This is a genomic window from Catalinimonas locisalis (assembly GCF_038039535.1).
Taxonomy (GTDB): domain Bacteria; phylum Bacteroidota; class Bacteroidia; order Cytophagales; family Cyclobacteriaceae; genus Catalinimonas.
Genome location: NZ_JBBPHP010000066.1, coordinates 1 through 24,450 on the forward strand (window position 1 = coordinate 1; position 24,450 = coordinate 24,450).

The following is a 24,450-nucleotide window of genomic DNA, read 5'->3' on the forward strand; positions in this document are numbered from 1 at the left end:
AAACTGCCTTTGCCTATTTGAATGATATAAAGCAAGGATTAGGTATCAGCTTAGTTGCGTAACTTCAGTTATTAAATGATATTCTGATAATTTCCCAGCTAGGGTAGCCCCTTGTCTCAATATAAGAAAATCAAAATTACCTCTATCAAAGCTGATAAACTATAAAATCACTCCACAACGGACCTAACACCCCAAACCCTAATACAATTATGCCGCCGGGAAGTCGCTTCTTATCGGCTATTTTTTTATCTTTTAGATTACAACAACCTACATACAAAAATGGCAGTCATTTCACGCCGACGCATGCTCAAAGAGAGTGCGGTAGTGGCAGGTGCACTCTCCTGTGCACCTCTCTATCCGCTTTTTGCTTCTGAAAAACGTACTTACCAAATCGGGGCCTGCGACTGGTCCATTGGGCACCATAGCGAGGTGGAGGCGATGGCTACTGCCCAAAAGATTGGCTTGGATGGTGTGCAGATCAGTCTGGGGAAAACGGAAAACAATATGCACCTGCGCCAAAAAGAAATACAGCAGGCTTATAAAGAAGCTGTTAAGAAATACAAAGTTAAAGTATCCAGCCTGGCCATTGGAGAACTGAATCAAGTGCCTTACAAATCTGCTCCCGAAACCATCGCCTGGGTAAGCGATAGCATTGACGTAGCCAAAGCGATGGAAGTATCGGTAGTTCTGCTAGCCTTTTTTGGCAATGGAGACCTGAAAGGCGATACCCAGGGTACTCAGGAAGTGATCCGGCGTTTAAAAGAAGTTGCGCCTAAAGCGGAAAGTCAGGGTATCACGCTGGGTATAGAGTCGTGGCTGAGTGCCGATGAGCATCTGGAAATTATTGAAGCCGTAGGCTCTCCCAATGTTCGGGTCTATTACGATGTTGCCAACTCCCACAAGATGGGCTACGATATCTACGAAGAAATGCAGCGCCTGGGCAGCGAGTACATTTGTGAAGTACATGCCAAAGAAAATGGTTACCTGCTGGGAAAAGGACAAATAGATTTTGAAAGAGTCAAAGCGATTCTGGATGATATCAATTACCAGGGTTGGGTAATCATAGAAGGAGCCATACCCGAAGGCATGGAAATGATGGAAGCCTACCAGGCCAATTGTCAATATGTGCAATCCGTATTTAACCAAGCCTGATGCAAAAGTCTACCCTTTTTCTTCTACCATTATTTATCCTTGGGCTTGCCTGCACTCCTGAATCCGAAGAACTTGTTCAGGAAGAACCTGAACTTTACCTGCCCGATGATCTTCAGGCCACTGTCTGGGCTGAATCTCCTCAGTTTTTCAATCCTACCAACATAGATGTAGACATAAAAGGCCGGGTATGGGTGGCCGAAGCGGTCAACTATCGGGATTTCAATAACCATGAGGGGCACAAAGCCCATGAGCAAGGTGACCGTATCATGATACTGGAAGATCTGGATGGAGATGGGAAAAGTGATACTTCCAAAGTATTTGTGCAGGACCCCGACCTGCGTTCCCCTTTGGGCATTGCCGTACTGGGCAATCAGATAGTAGTCTCCTGCTCTCCTCATGTGATTGTCTACACTGATGAGGACGGAGACGATCAACCGGATCATAAAGAAATACTGCTTACCGGCTTTGGTGGCCTGGATCATGACCACGGCTTGCATTCAGTCACTGCCGGACCGGATGGACGGTGGTACTTTAATACCGGCAACGCCGGGCCCCACATCGTTACCGACCGTGGCGGCTGGACGCTGAGAGCCGGAAGCGTCTATACCGGAGGTACACCTTATAACGATGAGAATACTCCTGCCATGCGTAGTGATGACGGTCGTATTTGGACCGGTGGCTTGGCACTCAGGGTGAATCCCGATGGAACGGGACTGGAAGTGCTGGCGCATAACTTTCGCAATTCTTATGAAGTAGCAGTGGATTCCTATGGCGATCTCTGGCAAAATGACAATGATGATCAGAAGGATGCCAACCGTACGACCTGGCTGATGCGGGGAGCAAATGCAGGTTTCTTTTCCGCCGACGGAACCCGTACCTGGCAGGCGGATCGTCGCCCGGAGCAAAGCATACAGGAAGCGCATTGGCATCAGGGTGACCCCGGGGTATTACCCATTGGAGATATCTTTGGCTCCGGTTCTCCTACCGGGGTGTTGATGTACGAAGGAGAAGCGTTGGGAGAAAAGTACAGAGGCATGTTTCTTAGTGCAGATGCTGGCCGCAACGTAGTCTTCGGTTATCATACAGAGGCTGATGGTGCAGGCTTTGCATTGCACCGAAGCAATCTGATTAGTTCGGTCAATGAGTCTACAGAAGGTTATCGCTGGTACGAGATAGATGAAAACAAACGCAAATGGTTCCGGCCGAGTGATGTAGCGGTAGGGCCAGAGGGTGCTATTTATGTTGCGGACTGGTACGATCCCATTGTGGGTGGACATCAGATGCATGATAAGCAGGGCTACGGAAGGATTTACCGGATTACTCCTAAAAACAAAGCGCTTGTGCTTCCTGAGATTGATCTTAATACTACCGAAGGACAACTTCAGGCACTAAAAAGTCCGGCGATCAATGTGCGCAACCAGGGCTTTGTGAAGCTGAGAGACCAGGGAGCAGCGGTGATAGAAGAAGTAAAAGCTTTACTGACCGCTGATAATCCCTATCATCAGGCCAGGGCTGTCTGGTTACTGGCACAACTGGGAGAGCAGGGAATTCAGGAGGTGGAGCGAGTGCTTCGGCATGAAGATGCGCAACATGATAGTCAGAGGCTTAGGATTACGGCTTTACGAGCCTTACAACAAGCGAAGCCTCAGGATTGGTTACCTTATGCCAATCAACTTACTAAAGACCCTTCCATTGCCGTAAGGCGTGAGGTGGCGCTCTCGCTTCGGGATGTGCCGCTCGCTCAAAGTAAAGCATTGATCATGAATCTCATCAGCAGCTACGAGGGCAATGATCCCTGGTACCTGGAAGCTTTGGGTATGGCTATGGACGGTAAAGAAGCCACGCTTTATCCTGAAATGTTGGCCACATTCGGTGATGAAAAGCCTGAGTCATGGAGTCAGTCCTTTGCTGATTTGGTCTGGCGTATGCACCCTCCACAGGCGGTAGAGGCTTTAAAAACAAGAGTGCTCTCCTCAGAATTGAATTTTAATGAGCGTCAAAAGGCTATGGTGGCTTTGGCCTTTGTGCCTACGCAGGAAGCCGCTCAGTCCATGCTGGAGATTGACAGCAAAGCCTCTGCCGACTTAAAAAAACAATCCCTGTGGTGGCTACAGTTCAGGAAGACCAATGATTGGAGAGTCTATCTGCAGGACTGGAAAGCTCCTGCGGACCTACTTCCCGAAGCACACCCAGAATTGCTGACATTGAAGCAGCAATTCCTGGATACTGCAACCAGCCTGAAGAAAAGGCTGGCATCGGCAGAAGAGATGAGTACAACTCAAGCAGGAAGCTGGCATTTGCTGCAAGTTCTTGACCGGCTGGAAGAAGATGTGAAAGATACAGTACGTACGGTAATCATCCCTCAGTTGCTACAAAAGGAAGATCTTTATCTGAAAGCGGTAGCCCGGCATTATCTACCGGATGAACAACAAGCCACTGATTACGATAGCGAGCAACTTCTATCCTTGGCTGCCAATGCTGAAAACGGTAAGTCCTTATTCTATCAAAACTGCACTACCTGCCATAAGATGGGTGATGCAGGACAGGAAATCGGGCCGGAACTCACGAACATTCATCGCAAATACGACCAAGTGGGCATGCTGGAAGGTGTGGCAAATCCTGATGCGGCGGTAGCCTTTGGCTATGAACCCTGGCTGGTTAGCACCCGTGATGGCGGAATCGTCTACGGTTTGATGCTGTCTGATGGGCCGGTCATTACGGTAATGGATATGTATGGCAGGCAATATATACTGGAACAGGACTCGGTAGAACACAAAAAGCAGTTTAACTTCAGTCCTATGCCTTCACCAGAGGACTTTTTGCTGAGTGAGCAGCAGCTAGTAGATATCACTGCCTTTTTACTACAGGTAGACATCTAAAGTCCGAGCTTAGGTACTAAGAATTAGGTCAGCACTTACGCATTCAATCATTTTACTACTTAACCATTGAGTCATTCAACTATGCATCAGTCAATTCAACGTAGAGAATTTATCAAAAAAAGCGGGCTGGGTGCTTTAGGTCTCAGCGCTTTTCCTTACCTCCCCAAACGCGTAGCGCCCAGTGATACCCTGCGGGTCGCCCATATTGGTATCAATGGTATGGGTACCGCCCATCTCAACTGGTTTGCCAACTTACCGGAGGTAGATGTGGTAGGCATCTGCGATGTGGATGAGTTGCACCTGAGCAAAGGACTGGCCAAAGCCCGTGAACTACAGCCAGGAGTGCAGGTAAAAGGCTATAACGATTTCCGACGAGTGCTGGAGCAGCAGGATATTGATGTGATTACCTGTGCCACCCCCGACCACTGGCATGCGCAGGTAGCCATGCTGGCGTTTGAAGCGGGTAAGGATGTGTACGGTGAAAAGCCACTGGCCTATAGCGTCAAAGAAGGACAGCAGATGCTCAAAAGTATGGAAAAGCACAACAGAGTCTTTCAACTCGGTACCCAAATCCATGCTACCGATAACTATCACCGGGTAGTAGAACTCATACAGTTTGGGGTGATCGGCGATGTAAAAACGGTGAGGTTATGGAAGACAGGGGGTACGCCTGATCTGGGGAATCCTGCCAAGCAACCTGTTCCTCAGCACCTGAACTGGGATATGTGGCTGGGACCTGCGCCCTATGTAGACTATGTGCCGGAGCGTTGCCACTTCAATTTTCGGTATTTTCTGGACTATTCGGGAGGCATGTTTCAGGATTTCTGGTGCCATATTGCCGATGTCGTATGGTGGGCCGCTAAGCCACAGGGCCTGAAAAGTGTCAAAGCGGAAGGCGAAGCACCTAAGAATAGCATAGCCGATGTACCGGAATGGATCAACGTTGACTATGCGTTTGATAACATGAACATCCACTGGACTTCCACACCGCCCGATGTGCCCGGGGCCAAAGATCGTGGCATCGGGGCTTACTTTGAAGGGAGTAAAGGCACATTGATCTGCGATTACAACACCCGCGAAATTCGTATTGATGGGGAAGTGATGGAGGATGTTGCATCAGTGGATCAGTTCATTCCCCGCTCTCCCGGACATCAGCAGAACTTTGTGGATGCAGTGAAGAACAGAACCCAGCCGGAAAGCAACCTGCCTTACGCCCGTGAGATGACCCTGCCCATGCATCTGGCACTGATCTCTTTCCGCCTGGGTGGTAGAGCATTGGAGTGGAATGCCAGAAGAGAAAAGTTTAAAGGGGACCGTGAGGCCAATGACTTGCTGGAAAGAAAGCCCAGAAAGGAATGGGATCTGGTATAAACAATAGTAGATCTGCCAGACTTATAAGCATGGCAGATCTTTATGCCTCTCTCAAAGCTCCCTGATCTTGATATTCTTGTAGCGCACCTCCTGTCCTATCTGCTCCTCCTGCCAGGCACCGTGTAGTTGTAAACCAATATGTCCGCTGCTGGCCATGTCATCCGTATAATCTGCTACCGGCACACCATTGATATAAGATTTGAACTGATTGCCCTGGGCTTCTATCCGCATATGATTCCACTCGCCGGGCTTGAAAGCCTGCTGCGCCTCCTCATTGTCGGTGAGGGGTTGCAGCCAGCCGCGGCCACCTTCCTCATAAAAGCCGCCCGTCCAGGCACGCTCCGATGGGTCAATCTCTATCTGATATCCATGAAACCTTCCTGCTTCCCAGTCACGTTGGCTCTCTTCCAGCTGCCCGGAAAGGTAAGCGGTAGTCGTATCGTTCTCGTATGTGCTGCTCCTGATCTGCACACCGGAGTTGATGGCATCATCAATCTTAAATTCCAACTCCAGCTCAAAGTCATCATAAGTGTCGTCAGTCACCAGAAAGGTGTTGGGTAGATCTTCTTCCGTCAGGCCGACCAGCACGCTGTCTTCAATGTAAAAATTAGGATCGCCGCCTACTTCATGCCAGCCGCTGAGGTCTTTACCGTTAAACAAGACCTGCCAGTCAGCATTGGCATTGGGGCTGCTGCTTGTAGTATCAGTCTCTTGCGTACTCTCCTGAGCAGCATCTTCATTACTGCCGGGCTGGCAACTGAAGCATAGTAGGGCAAAAAGGATCAGTAGGTGGTTACGTAAAAAAATAGTCTTCATGTTCATGGTTCTTTTTTGTTGTCGTGATCTTGTGAGAGAGGTAAAATAACAAAAAATCTTCATAACAGTCATCCTCAGCCTGCTCATACCTTATAGCTCCACTGTGTTATCATTATTCATGAGTCATCAATCATTAACCATTTATCCTCCTTTTCTGTAGCTGTAAGCTTTGTTTCGCAAGTGAAAAAATTTTGATCAGCCTTGTTTCTATCTTTATCTACATTATAAAAACAAATGTATGATCAAGTACAAAGCGATTGCTCGTAAGCAGCCTGGTACCACTGAGGGGCCGGTGAAGTATTATGCCAGCACAGTGCTGGATGGAGAAGTAGGTTTGTTGGAGCTTTGCCAGGAGATAGAGAAGACCTCTACCGTGAGCGAAGCTGATATTATGGCGGTATTGACCTCGCTGGTGAGCGTGATACCGGATAAGTTGACGCAGAGCAAAATTGTGCGTCTGGGCGATCTGGGCAGCTTCCGTCCTTCTATCGGAAGCAATGGTGTGGAGACAGAGGAAGAAGTCAACAAAAGCACTATTAAAAGCAATAAGGTGATCTTTACCCCCGGCAAGCGGGTAAGCAAAGCCATGAAGGCTGCCGATTATAAGAAGGCATAGGGGAATATAATAGGTTTAAGCTTGAAAGCTCCGTCAGCACGGGGCTTTTTTTGTTGTCATATTACTATTCTTTCTACTTATCATTACCTCCGTATGAGTCATTCCGCAACGCAGTGGAGGAATCCTAACCACCCATACAAATCAAGGACTTGCAGGCTGGTAAAGATGCCTAACGGCATGACTTTAGATTTGAGGTAGCGATTTTTAGCACACAAAAGCCCATCATCCGGTCATTCCGCAACGCAGTGGAGGAATCCTAACCAACCTCACAAATCCAGGACTTGCAGACTGGTAAAGATCTCGCCGGGATGACAGAGGGAATCTATCAGTAGGAAAGTAATTCCTGGGGTTGACCCAGGTTAAAGCTATCATCATTCTCCTCAAATCCGATGCCCATTCGTTCTCCATCCGATGGGCATCCGTTGAGCATCCGATGCCCATCGGTTTGCAAAGCCATGCCCTTCCGTTTTGAATTATGAGAAGAGAGCTTCATCAACCATTGATTTTTTATCTTAGCCTTTACATGCATGTAAGTTTTGCTAAGCCTGCTGTAATTATTTGCAGCTTCCCTGAAGTATGGTGCCGGAGCCTTACAAACCATACGATAACTGTAGACTTATCTTTATTTTTTCCTTATTCTTAAACAATAGCCTGCCTAATCATGATCTATTTTTAGAGGTCTTCTCCAAATTACTACACTATGAAAGATAAAATCTGTCTGATCACCGGGGCTAATTCGGGAATAGGGAAAATAACTGCACGTGAGCTGGCTAAAAAGGGCGCACATGTGATCATGCTGTGCCGCAATGAGGAGAAAGCCGAGCGGGCCAAGGAAGATATTCTCAAAGTTTGCGGACACGATAAGGTAGATATTGTCCTGGCCGACCTTGCGTCTACGGAGCAGATTCGGAAAGCGGCAGCCCATATCAATGCTACCTACCCTCACATAGATGTGCTGAATAATAATGCTGGCCTGCTGATGGGCAGCAAGCGTGAAACGACAGAAGATGGTTTTGAAATGACCTTTGGCGTTAACCATCTGGCACCCTTCCTGCTGACTTATCTGCTTATGGACAAAGTGTTTGCCAGCAAAAGAGGAAATATCCTCAACGTTTCCTCGGAAGCCCATCGTATTGCCAATCTGGACTTCAATAATTTACAGTACGAAAAAAAATATGGCGGCCTGAAAGCTTATGCACTGTCTAAGCTCTGTAATCTGCTGTTTACCCACGAGCTGGCGAAGCGCCTGGAGGGTACTCATGTAGTTACCAACGCATTGCATCCCGGAGGTATCGCTACCGGCTTGTATGAAGGAGTGCCCGGCATTTTTGGTACGATTGCGAAACTAACCAAGCCCTTCCTGCCCGGAGAAGAGAAAGGTGCCGAAACCAGCATTTACCTGGCTACCAGCGAGGAAGGATATACCGCTAATGGCAAATACTTCAAGAACAAGAAGCCAAGCTCGCCTACCAAAGTGGCAACCAATGACTACAACGCCCGTAGACTATGGGAGGTCAGTGAGGCTTTGTTAGGTATACGCTTTCACCCGGAAAAGAAAAGTACCGGCAAGCCCTCGTCCTAAACGAACACCATCTTTATGATGATTGTTGTATATTTGCCATCACGAAGCGGCCACCGCCTAGCGCCTATGGCATGGAGTCCATAGCGTGGTGCCCATTACATGGCCTAGTACAAATCACAAAAAGAAGTACAACATACAAAATTTAGCAAAGCATGAATATTTACGATGTACTCATTGTCGGAGCAGGACCCTGTGGCTTGGCCTGCGGCATTGAGGCACAGCAAAACGGCTTAAACTACGCTGTTTTAGATAAAGGAAGTATCACCGAATCCATACGTCGCTATCCGGTAGACATGACGTTCTTCTCCAGTGCGGATAATATCTCTATCGGAAATGTACCTTTCACCTCCCTGAACCTCAGACCTAGCAGGGCAGAAGCGCTGAAATATTATCGTAAAGTGGTAGAACACTTTGGGCTGAATATACACCCTTTTACCGAGGTGGAGGGCATTGAAAAAGAAGACGAACTCTTTGTACTAAACACAAACAAAGGACAATACAAGGCCCGTAAGATTATTCTGGCTATCGGCTATTATGACATTCCCCGCGAACTCAATATTCCCGGAGAGAACCTGCCGCATGTAACGCATTACTATGATGAGCCTTATAAGTACACAGGAACCAAAGCAGTAGTGGTAGGAGGAGCCAACTCGGCCATAGAAACTGCCCTGGACCTCTATCGCAATGGCGTTGACGTGACGGTAGTGCATCAGTTTGAAGGCTTTGACAAAACGGCCAAGTACTGGATCGTACCCGACATGGAAAACCGTGTGAAGAAGGAAGAAGTACAAACCTATTTCAGAAGCGTGGTGACCGAGATTACAGAGAAAGAGGTACATGTTCAGAACCTTGATACTGGCGAGAGGAGTACCATCCCTGCTGATTTTGTATTCCTGATGGTAGGATATCATCCCGACGCCAAGTTTTTGCGCAGGGTAGGGGTACAGCTCAATGGAGAAATGCTCATCCCTGAGATCAATCCTGATACCTATGAGAGTAATGTGCCCGGTATCTATATGGGTGGCTCGGTAATAGGCGGAGAGGAGACTGCCAAAGTCTTCATTGAAAATGGGAAGCTGCACGCCATACCCATCATCGCGGATATCAAAGCGAAGCTGAGCCAGGAAGCATTGCCTTCCGCCAAGGCTTCCTCTTAAGGTAGTATAAGTCTAGGACTGAGTCTCACAGTCCTTCCATTGTATATCAACATCTGCTTTGTTGGCTCAGGGCAGATGTTCTTTTTTAAAGGCCAGCGGGTTTTTGCCCGTCACTTTCTTGAAGGTGCGGTTAAAGTAAGAAAGACTCTCAAAACCACACTCAAAACAAACCTCAGACACATTCTTATCCAGAAGTAACAGCTTCTTGGCCTTATCAATGCGGTAATGGTTGACAAATTCGGTGAAGGTGAGGCGGGTCATCTTCTTGAAATAACGGCAAAATGCTGCCTTACTTAAGTTGCTCATTCGGGCTACCTCTTCCATCTCAATCTTCTGCTGATAGCGCTGATCAATAAAGGCGTAGATAGCGCTGAGCCTGTCCTGATCTTTGCGAGTGTACTGGTTTTTTACAGGTTCAGCGTGAAGAAGCGCTTTATCTTCAGCCTGCATGAGCAGATGAAAGATGCTCAATAGCTCCAGAAACTGTTCAAAAGGAGAATGTTCGGGCAAGCTCTTCAGGCGGGGGCCTATTATACTTTTCGTCTTTTCGCCAAAAGCGATTCCATGCTGTGCGAGTTCCAGCAGTTGCTGAACCACTTTCAGCTCGGGAGCGGTAGTGGCAGTATGCTTCAGAAAGTCCTGTCGGATGTGCACCACTACCTCTTCGTAAGGCGTTTGTATACCATAATCAAAGTTAAGGTGCGGGATATAAGAGCCAATCAGTACCAGATCGCTGCCTTTGAAACGGGAAAAGTGTTGTCCAACATGGCGGTTACCGTCCGCTCCTTCTATAAAGACCAGCTCATACTCGGGATGAAAATGCCAGAAGAAGAAGTCACTCAGCTTGGGGTTGACCATCAGGCTAAGGGAACTGTCTTTGTCGGGAATGATCTTTTCCAGTTCAGTCTTCATAGCATTAATTTACATAAATGAACAGTAGATACGCATCATTATATCAATATTGTTCAAATACTGGTAATTATAGAGGCAGAAATCCGGCTTGAGAATGGGTAGCTTTGATATATCGTGAAGATGGAAGTTAGAAGTAGGAAGCGAGAAGAGCGAAGTTAAACTTCCAACTCCTAGCTTCCCACTTCTAACTATTAAAACTCAAACACCATGAAAAATATGAAAGCACAAACCCTTGACCGTGACAGCCCGAACAAGAACCACAAGGATATTCCGGGCAATCCTTCCACTGCTACCAGCAGCAAGCAGAAGCTGAATGACCGTTCCAATGGAAAACCACTCAGAGTGTTGAGTGAGGAAGACTGGGCTTTTTGGATAGAGAATGGTTATGTCGTTATCAAAAATGCTGTGCCCCGCGAGCAGGCACTGAAGACCGCTGACTTTCTGTGGGAGTTTGAAGACAAAGATAAAAACGACCCTTCCACCTGGTACACAGCTCCCCGTGCGGAAATGCAGATGAAAGAACTGGCCGGCACCGGTATGGTAGAAGTCTACAATACGCAGGCTCTATGGGATAACCGGCAGGTGCAGAAAATTTATGATGCTTTTGTAGACATCTGGGGTACCGAGAAACTATGGGTGACCATTGACAGGGCTAACCTGAATTTCCCCATCCGTCCGGGTTTTGAATACAAAGGCTTCATCCACTGGGACTATGACCCGGAAACCAAACCGCAGAATGTGCAGGGGGTACTTGCCCTGGCCGATCAAAACGATGAGCATATGGGCGGCTTTCAGTGTATCCCCTGGCTTTACCGGAACTACGAAAGCTGGAAACTCAGCCAGCCGGATGACCGCGATCACTTCAAACCCAATGTCAGCGGTTTGGAAGATAAGATGGTGAAAGTAAAGCTGGATGCCGGTGATCTGCTAATTTTTAACAGTTTACAGCCACATGGCATTAGACCAAACAGATCAGAAGACAAAGTGCGGATAGCACAATACATTTCCATGATGCCTGCTGAAGAAGATAATGTAGAATTGAGAGAATGGCGCATTAACTCCTGGAAAAACCGCATTGCTCCCAGTGGCTATGCCTTTCCCGGCGACCCTCGTAATTATGAACAGCAGAACTATGAAACAGCTAAGCTTAATGTACTGGGTAAAAAGCTGCTTGGTCTGGAGAAGTGGTAAAAGTATATTGGTTAAAAACGAAAAGAGCACCGGAAGTAATCTGGTGCTCTTTGTTTTTAAAGTGCCACGATCACCGTCCTGAATGGAGTGACATCTATCAAAGGGATATCAGCCCCGAAAGACTCATTCATAGCTTCAATAATTTCATTGGCAATCAGCGCATGGCCTTTGGGATTGGGGTGTACCCCATCGGTAGAGATGATACCATTGGGTGAAAAGTCAGGCTGCAGGTTTACACCGCCCACATTAATTCCAGTTACACCATCTGCAGCAGCAATTGCTTCGGCGGACAAACCCAGTTGTGCCGCCTGCTGAGCCGTTAAGCCTGCCACATCAGCAAAGATCGTATTGATATCAACCAAAGCTACTCTGCCGCCGGTATTGGCTACAATTTGTGTAATGATGCCATTGAAAAAAGCTATTCTGGTATTCAAGACAATCTGCTCATTGAGCGTAAGAACATACTGATCTTCTACCGGAGCCTGTAGCCCATAGATACCTGTTTCAGTACTAGTGCCCAGCAGAGTAGCAACATTAAATGTCAGCAGATCAGATGCATTGGCCTGACGAAGTTTGGGAAGAACAATTGGGTCTCCTTCCTGTGGATCAGGTAGGGTAATATCAGAAAGCTCATTATCCAAGATTACTACCGCATTGGTTTCATTCGTATTGGTAGTCACATTAAAACTGATGTTACGCAGCGCTGCTTCCTCTGCCGTAATGAGTCCAAACTGCGCTGCTGCCTGTACCCCTTGATTATATTCTGCATAACCGGCGTTCAGTGCATCGGCATTGGCCTGATCCAGGGCAATAGGATCATAGGTAACGGCACGGAAAAAAGGCAGCAAAGTGATGGAAGGAATCGTAATGGCTACTCCTTTTGTTTCTGTATTGGCAGCCAGCATACTATTGATCACATTCGCATAAGCCTGGGTAAAGCTGTTGATACTGGTCAGCGTATTAGGATTTGTTTGTTCTGCATCAGGGTTTTCTTCTCCATCAGGAGCTGCGCCACCTACTCTTGCCCAGGAGAGCACATCATTCCCTCCCAGCCAAACGGTAAAGAAGCTACCTTGTGCGGCAGTAACATCACCCAGCACTGATGAATTAGCAGAAGAGGCAAAACGCGCATAAAGCGGATTGAACTGCGCATAGCCTGGTACTGCTGCTTCAATGACTCTGAGTCCGGGCACACCAAAATTGTTCAGCTGGGAGCGGTCGCCATCATAAGGAGTAGGCAATTCTCCTACAGTAGGCACCGGACCAGGAATGCTGGGATCCAGAATAAAACGTCCGGCCACCTGTCCTCCGGAATTATTCACAGAAATATTATAGCCATTATCGGAATTGATATCCGGCTGATTGAACTCGCCAGCCTCCAAGCCTTCTATATTTTGCAAATGATTTGCTAAAATATTGGGAAATGAATTCTGCTGACCACTATTGTAGAGGGCAGCATCCATCAGCCCGGCAGTCAGAGAGTTTCCAATAGCCACGTATTTGTCCAGATTGAGTGTACCAGGATCCCCGCTGAGCGTACCTGCAGGAGGTAGAGGATTGTTCTCCAGCCGCTCTTCAATCAGTTCATCTTCCGTATCACAGGCTGCAAAGAGTAAAGCGAGACTCAGTGCAGCAATATATAATGTATGAAACTTCTTCATATCAGTTCAGGAATTCATCAAAGGTGAGAGATATATAATAAAGAGCACCCATGCGGGGGTTGGCAAAGGAAGTGGTATAACGTTCGTTAAGAATGTTAGAACCTCCAATCTTCAGCACCGATTTCAGCTCAGGGAGTTTATAGCTTACCTGAGCATCCAGTGTCTGATAAGCCGGAATGATACCTTCCCCGATAGAAGACTCCCATAAGAAAGCCTCCTGCCATCTCCATACGATGTTAAAACCCAGATTCTCAGTGACCTTGCGGTTAGCAAAGCGGAGATTATACCTCCATTCAGGAGTGTTATAGGCCGCTCGGAATCCCTGGGCGATCAGATCATCCTGATCTATGAGTTTGTTGAAAGCAACGTTTCCTCCCAGGGTGTAACCTTTGCTGAGTGAGTAATCCAAGGCAAGCGCGAAACCATGCGCATTCACTGTGCCATCCGCATTGACATCCACGCCATAACGCTGGGTGGCGACTGACTGAGTGACAATACCTTCCGGATCGGGTTCAATATCATAGGGAGGATTTTGCTCAGCGATGGCAGTTTGAACAAACTCAATCTCTGCTACAAAATCCTGATAGGCACTGTAGTAGTAATATGCATCTATCAGCAGTTTATTATTGATCAAACCTTTGTATCCGACTTCAAAGGTATTGACCTTTTCAGTATCAAACTCTTCAAATTCTACCGGGGCCAGAAGATCAAGGGCAGCAGATAAGTTGCCATTAGTCTGGTATGCCTGCTGGGCAGCAATGACACTTTGGGTAGTGTACACTGTATTACTTTCAAAATTATAACGATCAACGAGTATTGAATTGCTTCCAATGAGTCGGCGAGTTACCACATCCAGGTCAATAAACTGATCTTGGGTGGTAGGAATGCGGAAGCCTCGCTGGAAAGAAGCTCTGAAGTTATGATTACTGGGAGTGGAATACACACCTGAAATTCTGGGAGAGAATTGTCCGTCAAAGTATTCGTTTTTGTCGTAACGTACTGAGCCTGTAATATCTAGTTTTTCATCCAGCAGCTTTTTGGTAAGCTGTACATAAGCACCCCATTCGTTGATATCAAACTCTTCACCATCATCCTGCAAGGCAAAGAGGGTGCCGTCGGAGCGGAGGTTATAAAGGCGGTAATTTGCACCTACGATCACTTCAGCAAAATCAATTTGCTCGCTTAGGTTGTACATGCCTTCAAAGTGAGTCAGGCTGGTTTCATCCAGAAATTTGGCGCCGCCTTCAGAAATGGGTACCTGCCGTAAAGAGTCATACAATTGCTGAAAAGTGCCATCATTGAGATTCTGCTGACGGACAGCATCACTGATAATCCGTGCCTGCTGATGTGCCTGATCAATTCCGGCTCCGCTTAACCTGGCTCCGGCAAACCCTTGAACATAAGCAGGAATAGTAGTCTGAGCATTGATGAGGGATGCCAAAGTATTGGCTGCATAGCTGTCTCCTGAGTTTTCCTGGGTACGATATCCTCTTAGAAAGAAGTTTGTACCTCTTAATTCTGCCTTGGCAGTCCAGATAGTAAAGTCATCCAGTACAAAACGGTCGTTGGCTGTGTACACTGTGCTTCCAAAACCCTGATTGAATTGGGCCAGAGCTTCCAGATTATCATTAATGCGATAGTGTAAAGCGCCCCCTACTTTTATACTTTCTGTGGTATTATCGACAAATTCTTTTTCAGTGTAACCAGTAGGCGTAAAATCACCTCTCTCGTCTGTAGGAAGTAAAGCTCCCAAACCCGCACTGCTGCCCAGTATTCCGACATTTAAGAGCGGATCACCATACACATTGACGCCATCATAAGTACGGTTAGAAGCACGGTCATCAGGATCAATATCTTCCGGGCTGCGTTCCACCACATCATGTGCATCCCGGTAATCTACGCCTATAAAATCTGTTGCTTTGAGGTACTCAGCATTGATTTTGAATGCAAATCTATTGTTAAAAGCTTTGGCGTAGCGGATGCCATAATTTTGATACAATGACGGATCATCGTCTTCTCCATCAATATGTGTGACACCGAGCTTAGCCACAGCGCTCAAACCCTGATACTCAAAAGGATTCTTGCTATTCATCAGAATGATACCGTTAATCGCATTGGGGCCATAGAGGGCAGAGGCTGAGCCAGGTAAAATCTCAACACTTTCCAGGTCCAGTTCCGGGATTCCTACAATATTACCAACCGGAAAATTGAGGCCAGGAGCCTGATTGTCTATACCATCAATCAGCTGTACCACACGTGTGTTGCCGTTGGCTCCAAACCCACGTGGGTTAATAGACTTGAAGGTGAGACTCTGGGCGCTGACATCAATTCCTTTGAGATTCGCAATCTGATCGTAGAAGCTGGGTGCAGCGGCAGATTGAATGTCTCGGATATCCATTTTCTCAATAGATACCGGAGATTGTAAGATAGATTCCTCTACCCTGGATGCCGATACAACCACTTCCTGACCCAAGATAGCCTGTTCATTGAGCTGTATGGTTAAGTCATTCGTTTGCGCTTCGGTGATCTCAATTTCTTTAGGTTGATAGCCTACACTGGAAACTACCAGGGTGATGGGAGGAGAATCATTAATATTGAGTTCAAAGTTGCCTTCAGTGTCGGTAATCGTACCAATTACCTTACCCTTTACTACGATATTTACTCCAATTAAAGGGTCGCCGCTTGCTTCGTCCAGCACTTTTCCGGAGATGCTTGTACCAGATTGTGCTTTTGCTAATGACATTGATATACAGAGTATTATCACTCCGATAGTCAATATACGCCTGTTTGCTTTCATAAAATGACTATGTGATATTCATAATAATAACCATAAATATGCTAATTAAATTGAGATAATTTAAATAAAGATGAAAAATATTATAGAGTTATTATGAATAAGAAAGGGGTAGCAAAGAGCTTATATAGCGGAAAGCGCTAAAAATAAAGCTGAAGAAAAGAATAGGTAATAAATAAAAATAAAAAAGGCAGGAATTCTTTCCTGCCTCAAGTTTTTAGATTTTGTTTAACTCATCCCGGACGAAATGCATGAGAGAGTGTATGTACTCTGTGCTAAAATCAAACTTGATTCCTGCCGCCTCATAGACTTCAGGAATAGTACGCGTATAGCCTAATTTGAGCGCATTTTTGTAGCCTTCCAGTCCTTTCTTGGGATCTTCCTTATAATTTTTCCATACGGCCACTGCACCCAGCTGGGCAAAGCCATATTCTATATAGTAGAAAGGTACCTCAAACAGGTGGAGCTGCTTTTGCCATAGATTGTTACGTTCCTCTTCCAGGCCATTCCAATCTGTGATGTTATCTGAGAAAGTACCAAAGATTTCATTCCAGGCTTTTTTACGATCTTCTACAGTGTGGCCGGGATGCTCATACACCCAGTGCTGAAATTTATCGATAGTGGCTACCCAGGGCAGGGTTTCTATGATCTGCTCCAGATGCTGGCGTTTGGCACGCTTTAGGTCATCTTCATCCTTGAAAAACAGGTTCCAATGATCCATAGCGATCAGTTCCATAGCCATAGAAGCCAATTCTGCTATTTCTGAGGGAGCATGCTTGAAGTTATTCAATTCCAGATCACGGGTCAGGAAGGAATGAACCGCATGTCCTCCTTCGTGCATGATGGTCACCATATCCCGTAGATTGGAGGTCGCGTTCATAAAAATGAAAGGTACGCCGGTCTCAGCCAAGGGATAATTGTAACCGCCAGGAGCTTTTCCTTTACGCGATTCCAGGTCCAGATGCCCCATCGCCTGCATAATAGCGATGCGCTCACCCAGATAAGGATCAAGCTTGCTAAAGCATTCTACTGTTTTTACAGTTAACTCATTGCCATGCTGGAATGGTTTTAAGGGAGGTTCACCACTAGGGTCAACTGCCTTATCCCAGGGACGAAGTTTTTCTAAGTCAAGCTTTTCTTTACGATCTTTTGCCAAATCGTTGAGCATGGGCACCACCTCTTTGGCCACTGCTTCATGAAAAGCAAAGCAGTCTTCTTTGCTGTAATCAAAACGGCCCATGGAGGCAAACATATAATCGCGGTAGTTTTCAAAACCGGCATTTTTGCCGATTTTATCGCGAATCTCTACTAACTTACTGAATAGGGCATCCAGCTTTTCTTTGTCCTGCAGACGTCTTTTGGTGATTTTGCGGTAAGCATCTTCCCGCTCTACACGGTCTACAGACTGTAAAAGGTTAGCGGCTTGCTGCAGGGTCATTTCCTGCCCGTTGATCTCTACACTCATATCACCGGAGATAGCGCCAAAATTTTGAGCTTCCTGCTGCTCTTCGGTTTTGAGCGGAATATTTTCTTCACGATAGATTTTAGCATCTTTCTCCAGCTCACGAATCATGATGGGATAGCCTTCCTCCTGCTTCAATTCTTCCAGGTAAGGAGATTTGAGGGCTTTTTGGTTAAGCTCATTACTCACCGGTTCAATCTTGGGCTGAATCTGGGTAATGAATTCATTGTAGCTTTCTCTAATCTTTTCATTGGTGGTATCACAGGTCATTTTGATGTAGCGCCAAGCGAGGTTTTCTGAAAGCACGGCTTCCAGTTCGCTACGGTCCTGAAACCATTTGCGCAGGTCTGCCGCTGAATTTATTTTGCGCTGCAGCAAATCGTCAAAGTAGGGTCTTACAGCATTCCAGTCGGAGACTTTAAAGTCTTCAGGTAAAAATGCTCTTGTTTTTTTTTCGGGTATTTGAATGTCGTTCATACTTTTTAATGATTAATGATCAGTGAATAATGATCAATTTTATGATGTTGCAATCTGCAACTTTTGAATTTTCAATAATTCTAATCTATCTCAATACGTACGTTAGGCGTAAGCGGATGCCCTACACAGGTTAAGACAAAACCCTGCTGAAGTTCGCCATCGGTGAGCGTATCTTCTTCATCCAGTTTTACTCTTCCGGAGGTACACTTGCCCATACAAGCGGTGCAGATACCACTTTGGCAGGAATAAGGCAAATCTATATCTAGTGCCAGTGCGGTATGCAGGATTGAATTGCCAGGCTCTACCAGGAAAGTATATTCTTCTCCATCATAAATTACGGTAACCTCCTGCGCCTCTTTTACCGTCTCATTTTCAGTTTTGAAGGCACCTATCAATCCTTCTTCAATAGGCTTTTCAGCGGATTCTTCAGAGACTTCACTGTTTTCCGGAGAAGGAATAAACTCCTGTTCTTTTCCCTCTGAAGGTGAAGTAACTCCTGCCACAAAGCTTTCTTTATGAATACGGTTGGGATCAATGTTTAGCATTTTAAGTCCTTCTATGGCATTATGCATCATACCGCTGGGACCGCAGACAAAATATTCAGTATCCACAGCAGGCAGCTTTGGCAGTTCGGCCAGTAGCTCTCCCACTCGATCAGGGTCTATGCGTCCCTGCAAGGAAGGAAAGTTGGGTGAGCTTTCTTCCAGAATATGAATGACTTTGAAGGTACGGTCATATTTTTTTAGCAGGGCCTCCAGTTGTGTTTTGAAAATGATAGATTCTTCATCGCGATTTGCATAGATCAGCGAGACTTTGGTTTTAGGTTCGGCATACAATACCGATTTCATGATAGACATGAGGGGTGTGATACCGCTTCCGCCGCCAAACATAATCAGGTGCCTTTGCTCTGTGCCTATCAAGGTAGTGGTAAATTTACCCATGGGCTGCATTACTTCTATTACATCTCCTGCTCTTAGCTGCTCATTCAGGTAGTTAGAAACTTTGCCGGAAGGCACTCTCTTTACGGTTACAGCGGGATATTTATCCAGAAAAGGGCAGGTAGATAAGGAATAAGAGCGTCTCACTCTTTCTCCATCTATAGGCAAAATCAGGGTTAGAAACTGCCCAGCCTCATACTTGAGTCTTTCTCCTTCCTGCTCAAATACAATTGTAATGGCATCGGGTGTTTCTCGTATTATTTCTCTTACAGTAAGTTGATGGTATTTTGTACTCATCCTTTATTTCTATTGCTTTAGTATTTATTAAATGTTGTAGAACGTCAGTTATATATTCGCTTTGTAGAGCAAAATTGTTTGAATTTTAGGATTTGAAACGCAAATATCAAATGTTTGACTGATTTGGAAGGTGAAATTCCTAAATTGCGCACGGATTACTACGCTATATAATAAGCCTTAACACAAATCCAAAAGCAGGTCTATAGCGAATGACATTCCCAAAAAATATTGATTAAGTTATGAATTTAAGCACTTTAACAGCCATTTCGCCTATTGATGGCAGATATAGAAATAAAACTGTCGCCTTATCACAGTATTTCTCGGAATATGCACTGATCAGGTATCGTGTACAGGTAGAAGTAGAATATTTCATTGCACTTTGTGAATTGCCACTTCCTCAGCTTAAAGAAGTAGATGCGTCGCTTTTTCCTAAGTTGAGAAGTATCTATAAAGAATTTACGGAATTGGATGCAGCTTCCATCAAAGAAATTGAGCAGGTCACCAACCATGATGTTAAAGCAGTAGAATACTTTCTGAAAGAAAAGTGGGAGGCTTTAGGCCTTACTGAATCCCAAGAATTTATCCATTTTGGCCTTACGTCACAGGACATCAATAATACCGCTATACCAGCTTCCCTGAGGGATGCCATGCAGGAGGAAGTGCTTCCTCTTTTGCAGGAGGTAATGGACAAGATATTCAAACAGGCTGATGCTTGGAAAGATATTCCAATGCTGGCACGCACGCACGGTCAGCCTGCTTCTCCTACGAAGGTAGGCAAAGAGTGGATGGTATTTCACGAAAGATTACAGCAGCAGAAAGCCTTATTAGAAACTCTTCCTCATGCCGCGAAATTTGGCGGAGCTACCGGCAACTTCAATGCGCATACTGTGGCTTATCCTGATACAGACTGGTTGGCTTTTGGAAATCAGTTTGCCGAGAAATACCTGGGCTTACGTCGCAGTCATCCTACTACCCAGATTGAGCACTACGATATGCTGGCGGCACTTTGTGATAATCTGAAGCGCATTAATGTAATTTTGTTGGACTTTAGCCGTGATGTATGGCAGTATGTTGCTATGAACTACCTGAAGCAGCGGGTAGTAGCCAATGAAGTAGGTTCTTCAGCCATGCCTCATAAGGTAAATCCCATAGACTTTGAGAATGCAGAAGGAAACCTTGGCATTGCCAATGCATTATTTGAGCATATGTCGGCCAAGCTTCCGATCTCCCGTTTGCAGCGCGACCTGACTGATTCAACGGTACTCCGCAACATTGGTGTGCCTTTGGGGCATACGCTTATTGCTTTTCACTCCCTGCTCAAAGGTTTGGGAAAGATTGAAATCAACGAGGAAGCCATACATGACGACCTGGAAGAAAACTGGGCAGTAGTGGCAGAAGGTATACAGACTATCCTGAGGCGCGAAGGTTTTCCTAAACCCTATGAAGCCCTCAAGACTCTCACACGTAAACAGGAAAGGATCACTGAAGCTGCGATTAAGCAGTTTATACAGACTTTGGAAGTAAGTGAAGAAGTGAAACAGGAACTCCTGGCGGTGACTCCCTTTAACTACACAGGACTCAGTAGTAGCGGAAAATAAAAAAACATTTTTTACGAAAACTTAGTATATTAGCTTAGTTAGAAGAACAACATAGAGCAGTTGTAAATAGACATTGAAATCCATAGATTAATTCTCTAATTTTACATGCTTAATTAACGCTCTGCGATAGGCTTCAAACAGAAGCATATATAGGAAAAATTTCATATTATAGCTATATCTTAAGAAACGGCTGCATTTGTATGCCGTTCTTTTGTTTTTTATAGTAGTACACAAAGTTTTAATACAAATAAGTATGGCACAGGTATCTTATTACACACAAGAAGGACTACAGAAGCTCAAGGATGAGCTTAATGAATTAAAGACCAAGGGCAGAACTGATATTGCCAAACAAATTGCTGAAGCCCGGGATAAAGGCGACTTAAGTGAAAATGCTGAATATGATGCTGCCAAAGATGCCCAGGGTATGCTGGAAATGAAAATTGCCAAGCTGGAGGAGGTAGTAGGAAACGCCCGTGTGTTGGATGAATCAAAGCTTGACACTTCTAAGGTTTCCATACTTTCAAAAGTGAAGATCAAAAATAAGCAGAATGGTGCTGAGATGACCTATACGTTGGTTTCTGAAGAAGAAGCAGACCTTAAAAGCGGGAAAATATCCGTAAAATCACCCATTGGTAAAGGACTGCTGGGTAAGAAGGTAGGTGATACTGCCGAGATTCAGGCTCCTGCCGGTACCATGAAATTTGAGATCAAAGAGATATCCCTATAGGTTATGGCAAGTATATTCACCAAAATTATTAATAGGGAAATACCCGCCCATATTGTGGCAGAGAATGAATATGCTATTGCATTTCTGGATATCAGGCCGCTGACCAAAGGTCATACGCTGGTTATTCCCAAGAAAGAAGTTGATTATCTATTTGACCTGGATAATGAAACCTATACACAACTTCATCTCTTTGCCAAAGAGGTAGCCCTTAAAATAGATAAAGTAATAGACTGTGAGCGAATCAGCACAGCGGTGATAGGTCTGGAGGTGCCCCATGCACATATCCATCTTATTCCGATCAACAGCATGAGTGATGCAAATTTCAGCAATCCTAAACTGCAACTCTCTGATGAAGAGATGAAGCAGATTGCCGAAAAAATACGCTCAGCTTCCTAGGATAACAGTTAACTGATTTGCTGGTAAAACCAGCGTTAGGTGTGTTCCCACTCACCTGGCGCTGGTTTTTTTATTTTCTGTACTTTCTTGTACATGCCTGAATTTACTCAAATCAATCATTCTTACCGTAGATTCTCCATCACTTCCTCACTTTACTACATCCCTCTCATAGTACACTTAAGGTCTCACCCTTTTTTATCTCCCAATTGCCCTAAATTTAATAAAGATGTAGAGTATACATTGAATATTTACTAATAGATATGGCTTTAAGTTCAATATGTAATTAGAAAAATCATATTTATTAAATAACACTAAATAAGGAAAAAACAGAATGTGATATCGGCTTAGTGCAAAAAAGACTAAAAAAATTGCCGTGTACCTTTTTATCAATTTTGAAGTCTGGAATAAGCGATCAGTTGATATTATTTACTGAAGAATAGACCACAAAGTAAGCGACGACCATCTAAAAGATGCTTTATATGAGCAAGTTTTACACATTTATCATCAGCCTGTGCATTTGTTTTTTGAGCCTGGAAGACAGTTGGGCACAGTGTCCTCAACTTGATCAGATCAGTATAAATACGAGTGATGTGCAATCATTTAAAGAAGGTAAAGGATCTCTCCTTTTTACCATTTCAGCACATATTGCTTTCAATAGAGAGCAATATAGGATCAGGCTCTGGGATCATGATACACAACGCTATGTCTACGATGACAACAACCCTGATTTTTTGAACATCACCGTGGTCAAAGTAGACCGCAGCCAAATCAGTTTTGCCTCACTTCCTAAAGGCAAATATGCGCTTGAACTACATGGTGGAAACTGCCAATACACTCGCTTTGAGGTAAGGGGACACTCTGAAACTAAATCTAAATAGGCATGACAGTAGTAAATTTGAAAAATAGATTATTGGTAAGTGGAATAATCAGTTTCATCTGTCTGCTGATGACTGGTGTATCAGTATTTGCACAATGTCCAACTACAAGTGGAACAACTATAAGTAAGACTGACGAACTTTGCTTTGAAGCCAATGATGGTACAATTACATTTATATTTAGCAATGGTTCATATCCATCAGTAACAGATTATAGAGTAAGACTTTGGAATTTTGAAGAAGGACCAACTGGCGCTTACGTATACGATGATAATAATCCCCCTTTTCTAAATATTGTACCTGCCCCGTCTATAATAGCAGACATGTTGGTTTTTTCTAATGTACCTCCCGGAGATTACCTTTTAGTGTTGGATGGTGGAAGTTGTAGTAATGAAGATTATGGATTTCTATTTTCAGGAGCACCAAATAGTGGTATTAGAGTAAATGCAGCTACTGAAATCATTATTGATGAACCAACCATAGCTACTATAGGTAATGATAAATGTACTGCTCCATTTAATGGATCAATTGATGCTACAGGAACCGTAAGTGGAGGAGCTGGAGGGTTTGAATATTCTATTGATGGGGGAACAAACTTTCAGCTCAGCCCGGTGTTCAGCAATTTAGAAAATAACACCTATACACTGACAGTCAGAGATGCAAATGGCTGTATCAAAGAAGAAACGAATATTGTTGTTGATGACAACAGAGTTGCTCCAACAGCAGGCATCACGCCTTCACCATCGGTTGTTTGTGCGGGTGAAGATTTAATCTTAAATGGAAATCCTGCGGGTGGAGCCGGAGGCTTTACCCATAGCTGGACCGGAGACACAGGCTTTCTGTCAGCGACCAACGTAAGTAACCCAACCTTTAATGCGGGCACCGATGGTAATTATTCATTGACCTACACCGTAACCGATGCCAATGGATGTACGGCTAGTAGCAATATTACGGTTACGGTTAATGCATTGCCAACAGTAGTAGATCAAACTCCCGAAGTATGTGCTGATATTCCGGGAGGAACTCAGGCTACCGGAGTGGACCTTACTACATTAAATGCTGCAATTGACGGAGGAAATGGCTACACCATTAACTGGTATGCCGATACAGGTCCTGCTACCCCAGTAGCTGACCCAACCAATGTGACAGTAAATGACGGAGACGATTTCTTTGCTGAAGTAATTGATGGTAATGGCTGTTCAACTGTAGCCACCGTCACTTATAATGTTATTTCAGCACCCATTGCACCTACAAATGTGGCAACATCCAACATTGTCTGTGATGGATTTGAGTTAAGCTGGGATGTACCTGCAACGGCCACTTCTTATAGAATAGAAATTGACGAAGACCCGGCCTATGGAAGTCCGGAAGTAAATACAACACAAGCTGGAAATACTTTAAATGTAAGTGGATTAATACTGGGAACAGTATATAACATTCGTATCACACCCATTAACAGCTGTGGAGATGGTGCAGCGGCCACAGATACCGAGACGACTACAGATGTACCTTTAGCCCTGGCGAATCTGGCTTCAGCCAATCCGGTTTG

At 45.1% G+C, this 24,450-nt stretch carries 19 protein-coding genes; 12 read left to right on the plus strand and 7 right to left on the minus strand.

Annotated elements, in window-relative coordinates; genetic code table 11:
* The first annotated feature begins 279 nt into the window (after positions 1–279).
* The 3 genes from WJR50_RS32370 (at position 280) to WJR50_RS32380 (ending at position 5,402) form a co-directional block, all read left to right on the plus strand.
* On the plus strand, positions 280–1,152 hold the full coding sequence (locus tag WJR50_RS32370) for a sugar phosphate isomerase/epimerase family protein (RefSeq protein WP_341297489.1): 873 nt from the start codon (positions 280–282) through the stop codon (positions 1,150–1,152).
* A complete protein-coding gene (locus WJR50_RS32375) occupies positions 1,152–4,031 on the plus strand; it encodes a PVC-type heme-binding CxxCH protein (RefSeq protein ID WP_341297490.1) in 2,880 nt (959 codons plus the stop codon). The genes WJR50_RS32370 and WJR50_RS32375 overlap by 1 nt, the downstream gene beginning before the upstream one ends.
* Before the next feature lie 81 nt (positions 4,032–4,112).
* Entirely contained in the window at positions 4,113–5,402 is a 1,290-nt protein-coding gene (locus WJR50_RS32380; RefSeq protein WP_341297491.1) for a Gfo/Idh/MocA family protein, read from the plus strand.
* A gap of 51 nt (positions 5,403–5,453) precedes the next feature.
* Here WJR50_RS32380 and WJR50_RS32385 read toward each other — a convergent pair whose 3' ends face one another.
* Positions 5,454–6,218, minus strand: coding sequence for a 3-keto-disaccharide hydrolase (locus WJR50_RS32385; RefSeq protein WP_341297492.1), 765 nt, complete (start codon positions 6,216–6,218; stop codon positions 5,454–5,456).
* Positions 6,219–6,456: 238 nt separating this feature from the next.
* On the opposite strand from WJR50_RS32385, the gene WJR50_RS32390 reads away from it, so the two are divergent.
* Positions 6,457–6,834 (plus strand): HU family DNA-binding protein, encoded by a 378-nt coding sequence (locus WJR50_RS32390; RefSeq protein ID WP_341297493.1) that lies wholly within the window; start codon positions 6,457–6,459, stop codon positions 6,832–6,834.
* A gap of 325 nt (positions 6,835–7,159) precedes the next feature.
* Here the strand turns inward: WJR50_RS32390 and WJR50_RS32395 are convergent, their stop codons facing one another.
* Positions 7,160–7,291 carry a hypothetical protein gene (locus WJR50_RS32395; RefSeq protein WP_341297494.1) on the minus strand — a complete coding sequence of 44 codons (132 nt, stop codon included), beginning with the start codon at positions 7,289–7,291 and terminating at the stop codon, positions 7,160–7,162.
* 243 nt (positions 7,292–7,534) lie between these two features.
* On the opposite strand from WJR50_RS32395, the gene WJR50_RS32400 reads away from it, so the two are divergent.
* Together WJR50_RS32400 and WJR50_RS32405 are read left to right on the plus strand one after the other, a co-directional pair.
* Positions 7,535–8,416 carry an SDR family oxidoreductase gene (locus tag WJR50_RS32400; RefSeq protein WP_341297495.1) on the plus strand — a complete coding sequence of 294 codons (882 nt, stop codon included), beginning with the start codon at positions 7,535–7,537 and terminating at the stop codon, positions 8,414–8,416.
* Positions 8,417–8,568: 152 nt separating this feature from the next.
* The gene (locus WJR50_RS32405; protein WP_341297496.1) at positions 8,569–9,573 is read left to right on the plus strand and encodes a YpdA family putative bacillithiol disulfide reductase; all 1,005 of its coding nucleotides are present in this window, start codon (positions 8,569–8,571) and stop codon (positions 9,571–9,573) included.
* A 66-nt stretch (positions 9,574–9,639) separates the two neighbouring features.
* On the opposite strand, the gene WJR50_RS32410 is transcribed toward WJR50_RS32405, so the two are convergent.
* Entirely contained in the window at positions 9,640–10,485 is an 846-nt protein-coding gene (locus tag WJR50_RS32410; protein ID WP_341297497.1) for a helix-turn-helix domain-containing protein, read from the minus strand.
* Positions 10,486–10,692: 207 nt separating this feature from the next.
* Here WJR50_RS32410 and WJR50_RS32415 point away from each other — a divergent pair, with 207 nt between their 5' ends.
* Positions 10,693–11,676, plus strand: a complete 984-nt coding sequence (locus WJR50_RS32415; RefSeq protein WP_445223515.1) for a phytanoyl-CoA dioxygenase family protein — start codon at positions 10,693–10,695, stop codon at positions 11,674–11,676.
* Between the two features lie 56 nt (positions 11,677–11,732).
* Here the strand turns inward: WJR50_RS32415 and WJR50_RS32420 are convergent, their stop codons facing one another.
* The 4 genes from WJR50_RS32420 to WJR50_RS32435 form a co-directional block, all read right to left on the minus strand.
* Positions 11,733–13,337, minus strand: a complete 1,605-nt coding sequence (locus WJR50_RS32420) for an SGNH/GDSL hydrolase family protein (protein ID WP_341297498.1) — start codon at positions 13,335–13,337, stop codon at positions 11,733–11,735.
* Position 13,338: 1 nt separating this feature from the next.
* Positions 13,339–16,080 (minus strand): TonB-dependent receptor, encoded by a 2,742-nt coding sequence (locus tag WJR50_RS32425; RefSeq protein WP_341297499.1) that lies wholly within the window; start codon positions 16,078–16,080, stop codon positions 13,339–13,341.
* A 268-nt stretch (positions 16,081–16,348) separates the two neighbouring features.
* The gene (locus WJR50_RS32430) at positions 16,349–18,070 is read right to left on the minus strand and encodes a M3 family oligoendopeptidase (protein WP_341297500.1); all 1,722 of its coding nucleotides are present in this window, start codon (positions 18,068–18,070) and stop codon (positions 16,349–16,351) included.
* Between the two features lie 80 nt (positions 18,071–18,150).
* Positions 18,151–19,305, minus strand: a complete 1,155-nt coding sequence (locus tag WJR50_RS32435; RefSeq protein ID WP_341297501.1) for a 2Fe-2S iron-sulfur cluster-binding protein — start codon at positions 19,303–19,305, stop codon at positions 18,151–18,153.
* 239 nt (positions 19,306–19,544) lie between these two features.
* On the opposite strand from WJR50_RS32435, the gene purB reads away from it, so the two are divergent.
* The 5 genes from purB to WJR50_RS32460 all read left to right on the plus strand — a co-directional run.
* Positions 19,545–20,903, plus strand: a complete 1,359-nt coding sequence (gene purB, locus WJR50_RS32440) for an adenylosuccinate lyase (protein WP_341297502.1) — start codon at positions 19,545–19,547, stop codon at positions 20,901–20,903.
* A gap of 253 nt (positions 20,904–21,156) precedes the next feature.
* Positions 21,157–21,630 carry a transcription elongation factor GreA gene (greA, locus tag WJR50_RS32445; protein WP_341297503.1) on the plus strand — a complete coding sequence of 158 codons (474 nt, stop codon included), beginning with the start codon at positions 21,157–21,159 and terminating at the stop codon, positions 21,628–21,630.
* 3 nt (positions 21,631–21,633) lie between these two features.
* Positions 21,634–22,026: an HIT family protein gene (locus WJR50_RS32450; protein WP_341297504.1), complete on the plus strand. Its 393-nt coding sequence runs from the start codon at positions 21,634–21,636 to the stop codon at positions 22,024–22,026.
* A gap of 479 nt (positions 22,027–22,505) precedes the next feature.
* Complete coding sequence (locus WJR50_RS32455) at positions 22,506–22,904, plus strand: hypothetical protein (RefSeq protein WP_341297505.1); 399 nt, start codon at positions 22,506–22,508, stop codon at positions 22,902–22,904.
* Positions 22,905–22,906: 2 nt separating this feature from the next.
* A partial coding sequence (locus tag WJR50_RS32460) for a fibronectin type III domain-containing protein (protein ID WP_341297506.1) occupies positions 22,907–24,450 on the plus strand: 1,544 nt, incomplete at its 3' end.

Bases quoted from the DNA above. Each gene is read 5' to 3' on its own strand.
- WJR50_RS32370 (WP_341297489.1), top strand. From the start codon at position 280: ATGGCAGTCATTTCACGCCGACGCATGCTCAAAGAGAGTGCGGTAGTG.
- WJR50_RS32375 (WP_341297490.1), top strand. From the start codon at position 1,152: ATGCAAAAGTCTACCCTTTTTCTTCTACCATTATTTATCCTTGGGCTT.
- WJR50_RS32380 (WP_341297491.1), top strand. From the start codon at position 4,113: ATGCATCAGTCAATTCAACGTAGAGAATTTATCAAAAAAAGCGGGCTG.
- WJR50_RS32385 (WP_341297492.1), bottom strand. From the start codon at position 6,218: ATGAAGACTATTTTTTTACGTAACCACCTACTGATCCTTTTTGCCCTA.
- WJR50_RS32390 (WP_341297493.1), top strand. From the start codon at position 6,457: ATGATCAAGTACAAAGCGATTGCTCGTAAGCAGCCTGGTACCACTGAG.
- WJR50_RS32395 (WP_341297494.1), bottom strand. From the start codon at position 7,291: ATGGCTTTGCAAACCGATGGGCATCGGATGCTCAACGGATGCCCATCG.
- WJR50_RS32400 (WP_341297495.1), top strand. From the start codon at position 7,535: ATGAAAGATAAAATCTGTCTGATCACCGGGGCTAATTCGGGAATAGGG.
- WJR50_RS32405 (WP_341297496.1), top strand. From the start codon at position 8,569: ATGAATATTTACGATGTACTCATTGTCGGAGCAGGACCCTGTGGCTTG.
- WJR50_RS32410 (WP_341297497.1), bottom strand. From the start codon at position 10,485: ATGAAGACTGAACTGGAAAAGATCATTCCCGACAAAGACAGTTCCCTT.
- WJR50_RS32415 (WP_445223515.1), top strand. From the start codon at position 10,693: ATGAAAAATATGAAAGCACAAACCCTTGACCGTGACAGCCCGAACAAG.
- WJR50_RS32420 (WP_341297498.1), bottom strand. From the start codon at position 13,337: ATGAAGAAGTTTCATACATTATATATTGCTGCACTGAGTCTCGCTTTA.
- WJR50_RS32425 (WP_341297499.1), bottom strand. From the start codon at position 16,080: ATGTCATTAGCAAAAGCACAATCTGGTACAAGCATCTCCGGAAAAGTG.
- WJR50_RS32430 (WP_341297500.1), bottom strand. From the start codon at position 18,070: ATGAACGACATTCAAATACCCGAAAAAAAAACAAGAGCATTTTTACCT.
- WJR50_RS32435 (WP_341297501.1), bottom strand. From the start codon at position 19,305: ATGAGTACAAAATACCATCAACTTACTGTAAGAGAAATAATACGAGAA.
- purB (WP_341297502.1), top strand. From the start codon at position 19,545: ATGAATTTAAGCACTTTAACAGCCATTTCGCCTATTGATGGCAGATAT.
- greA (WP_341297503.1), top strand. From the start codon at position 21,157: ATGGCACAGGTATCTTATTACACACAAGAAGGACTACAGAAGCTCAAG.
- WJR50_RS32450 (WP_341297504.1), top strand. From the start codon at position 21,634: ATGGCAAGTATATTCACCAAAATTATTAATAGGGAAATACCCGCCCAT.
- WJR50_RS32455 (WP_341297505.1), top strand. From the start codon at position 22,506: ATGAGCAAGTTTTACACATTTATCATCAGCCTGTGCATTTGTTTTTTG.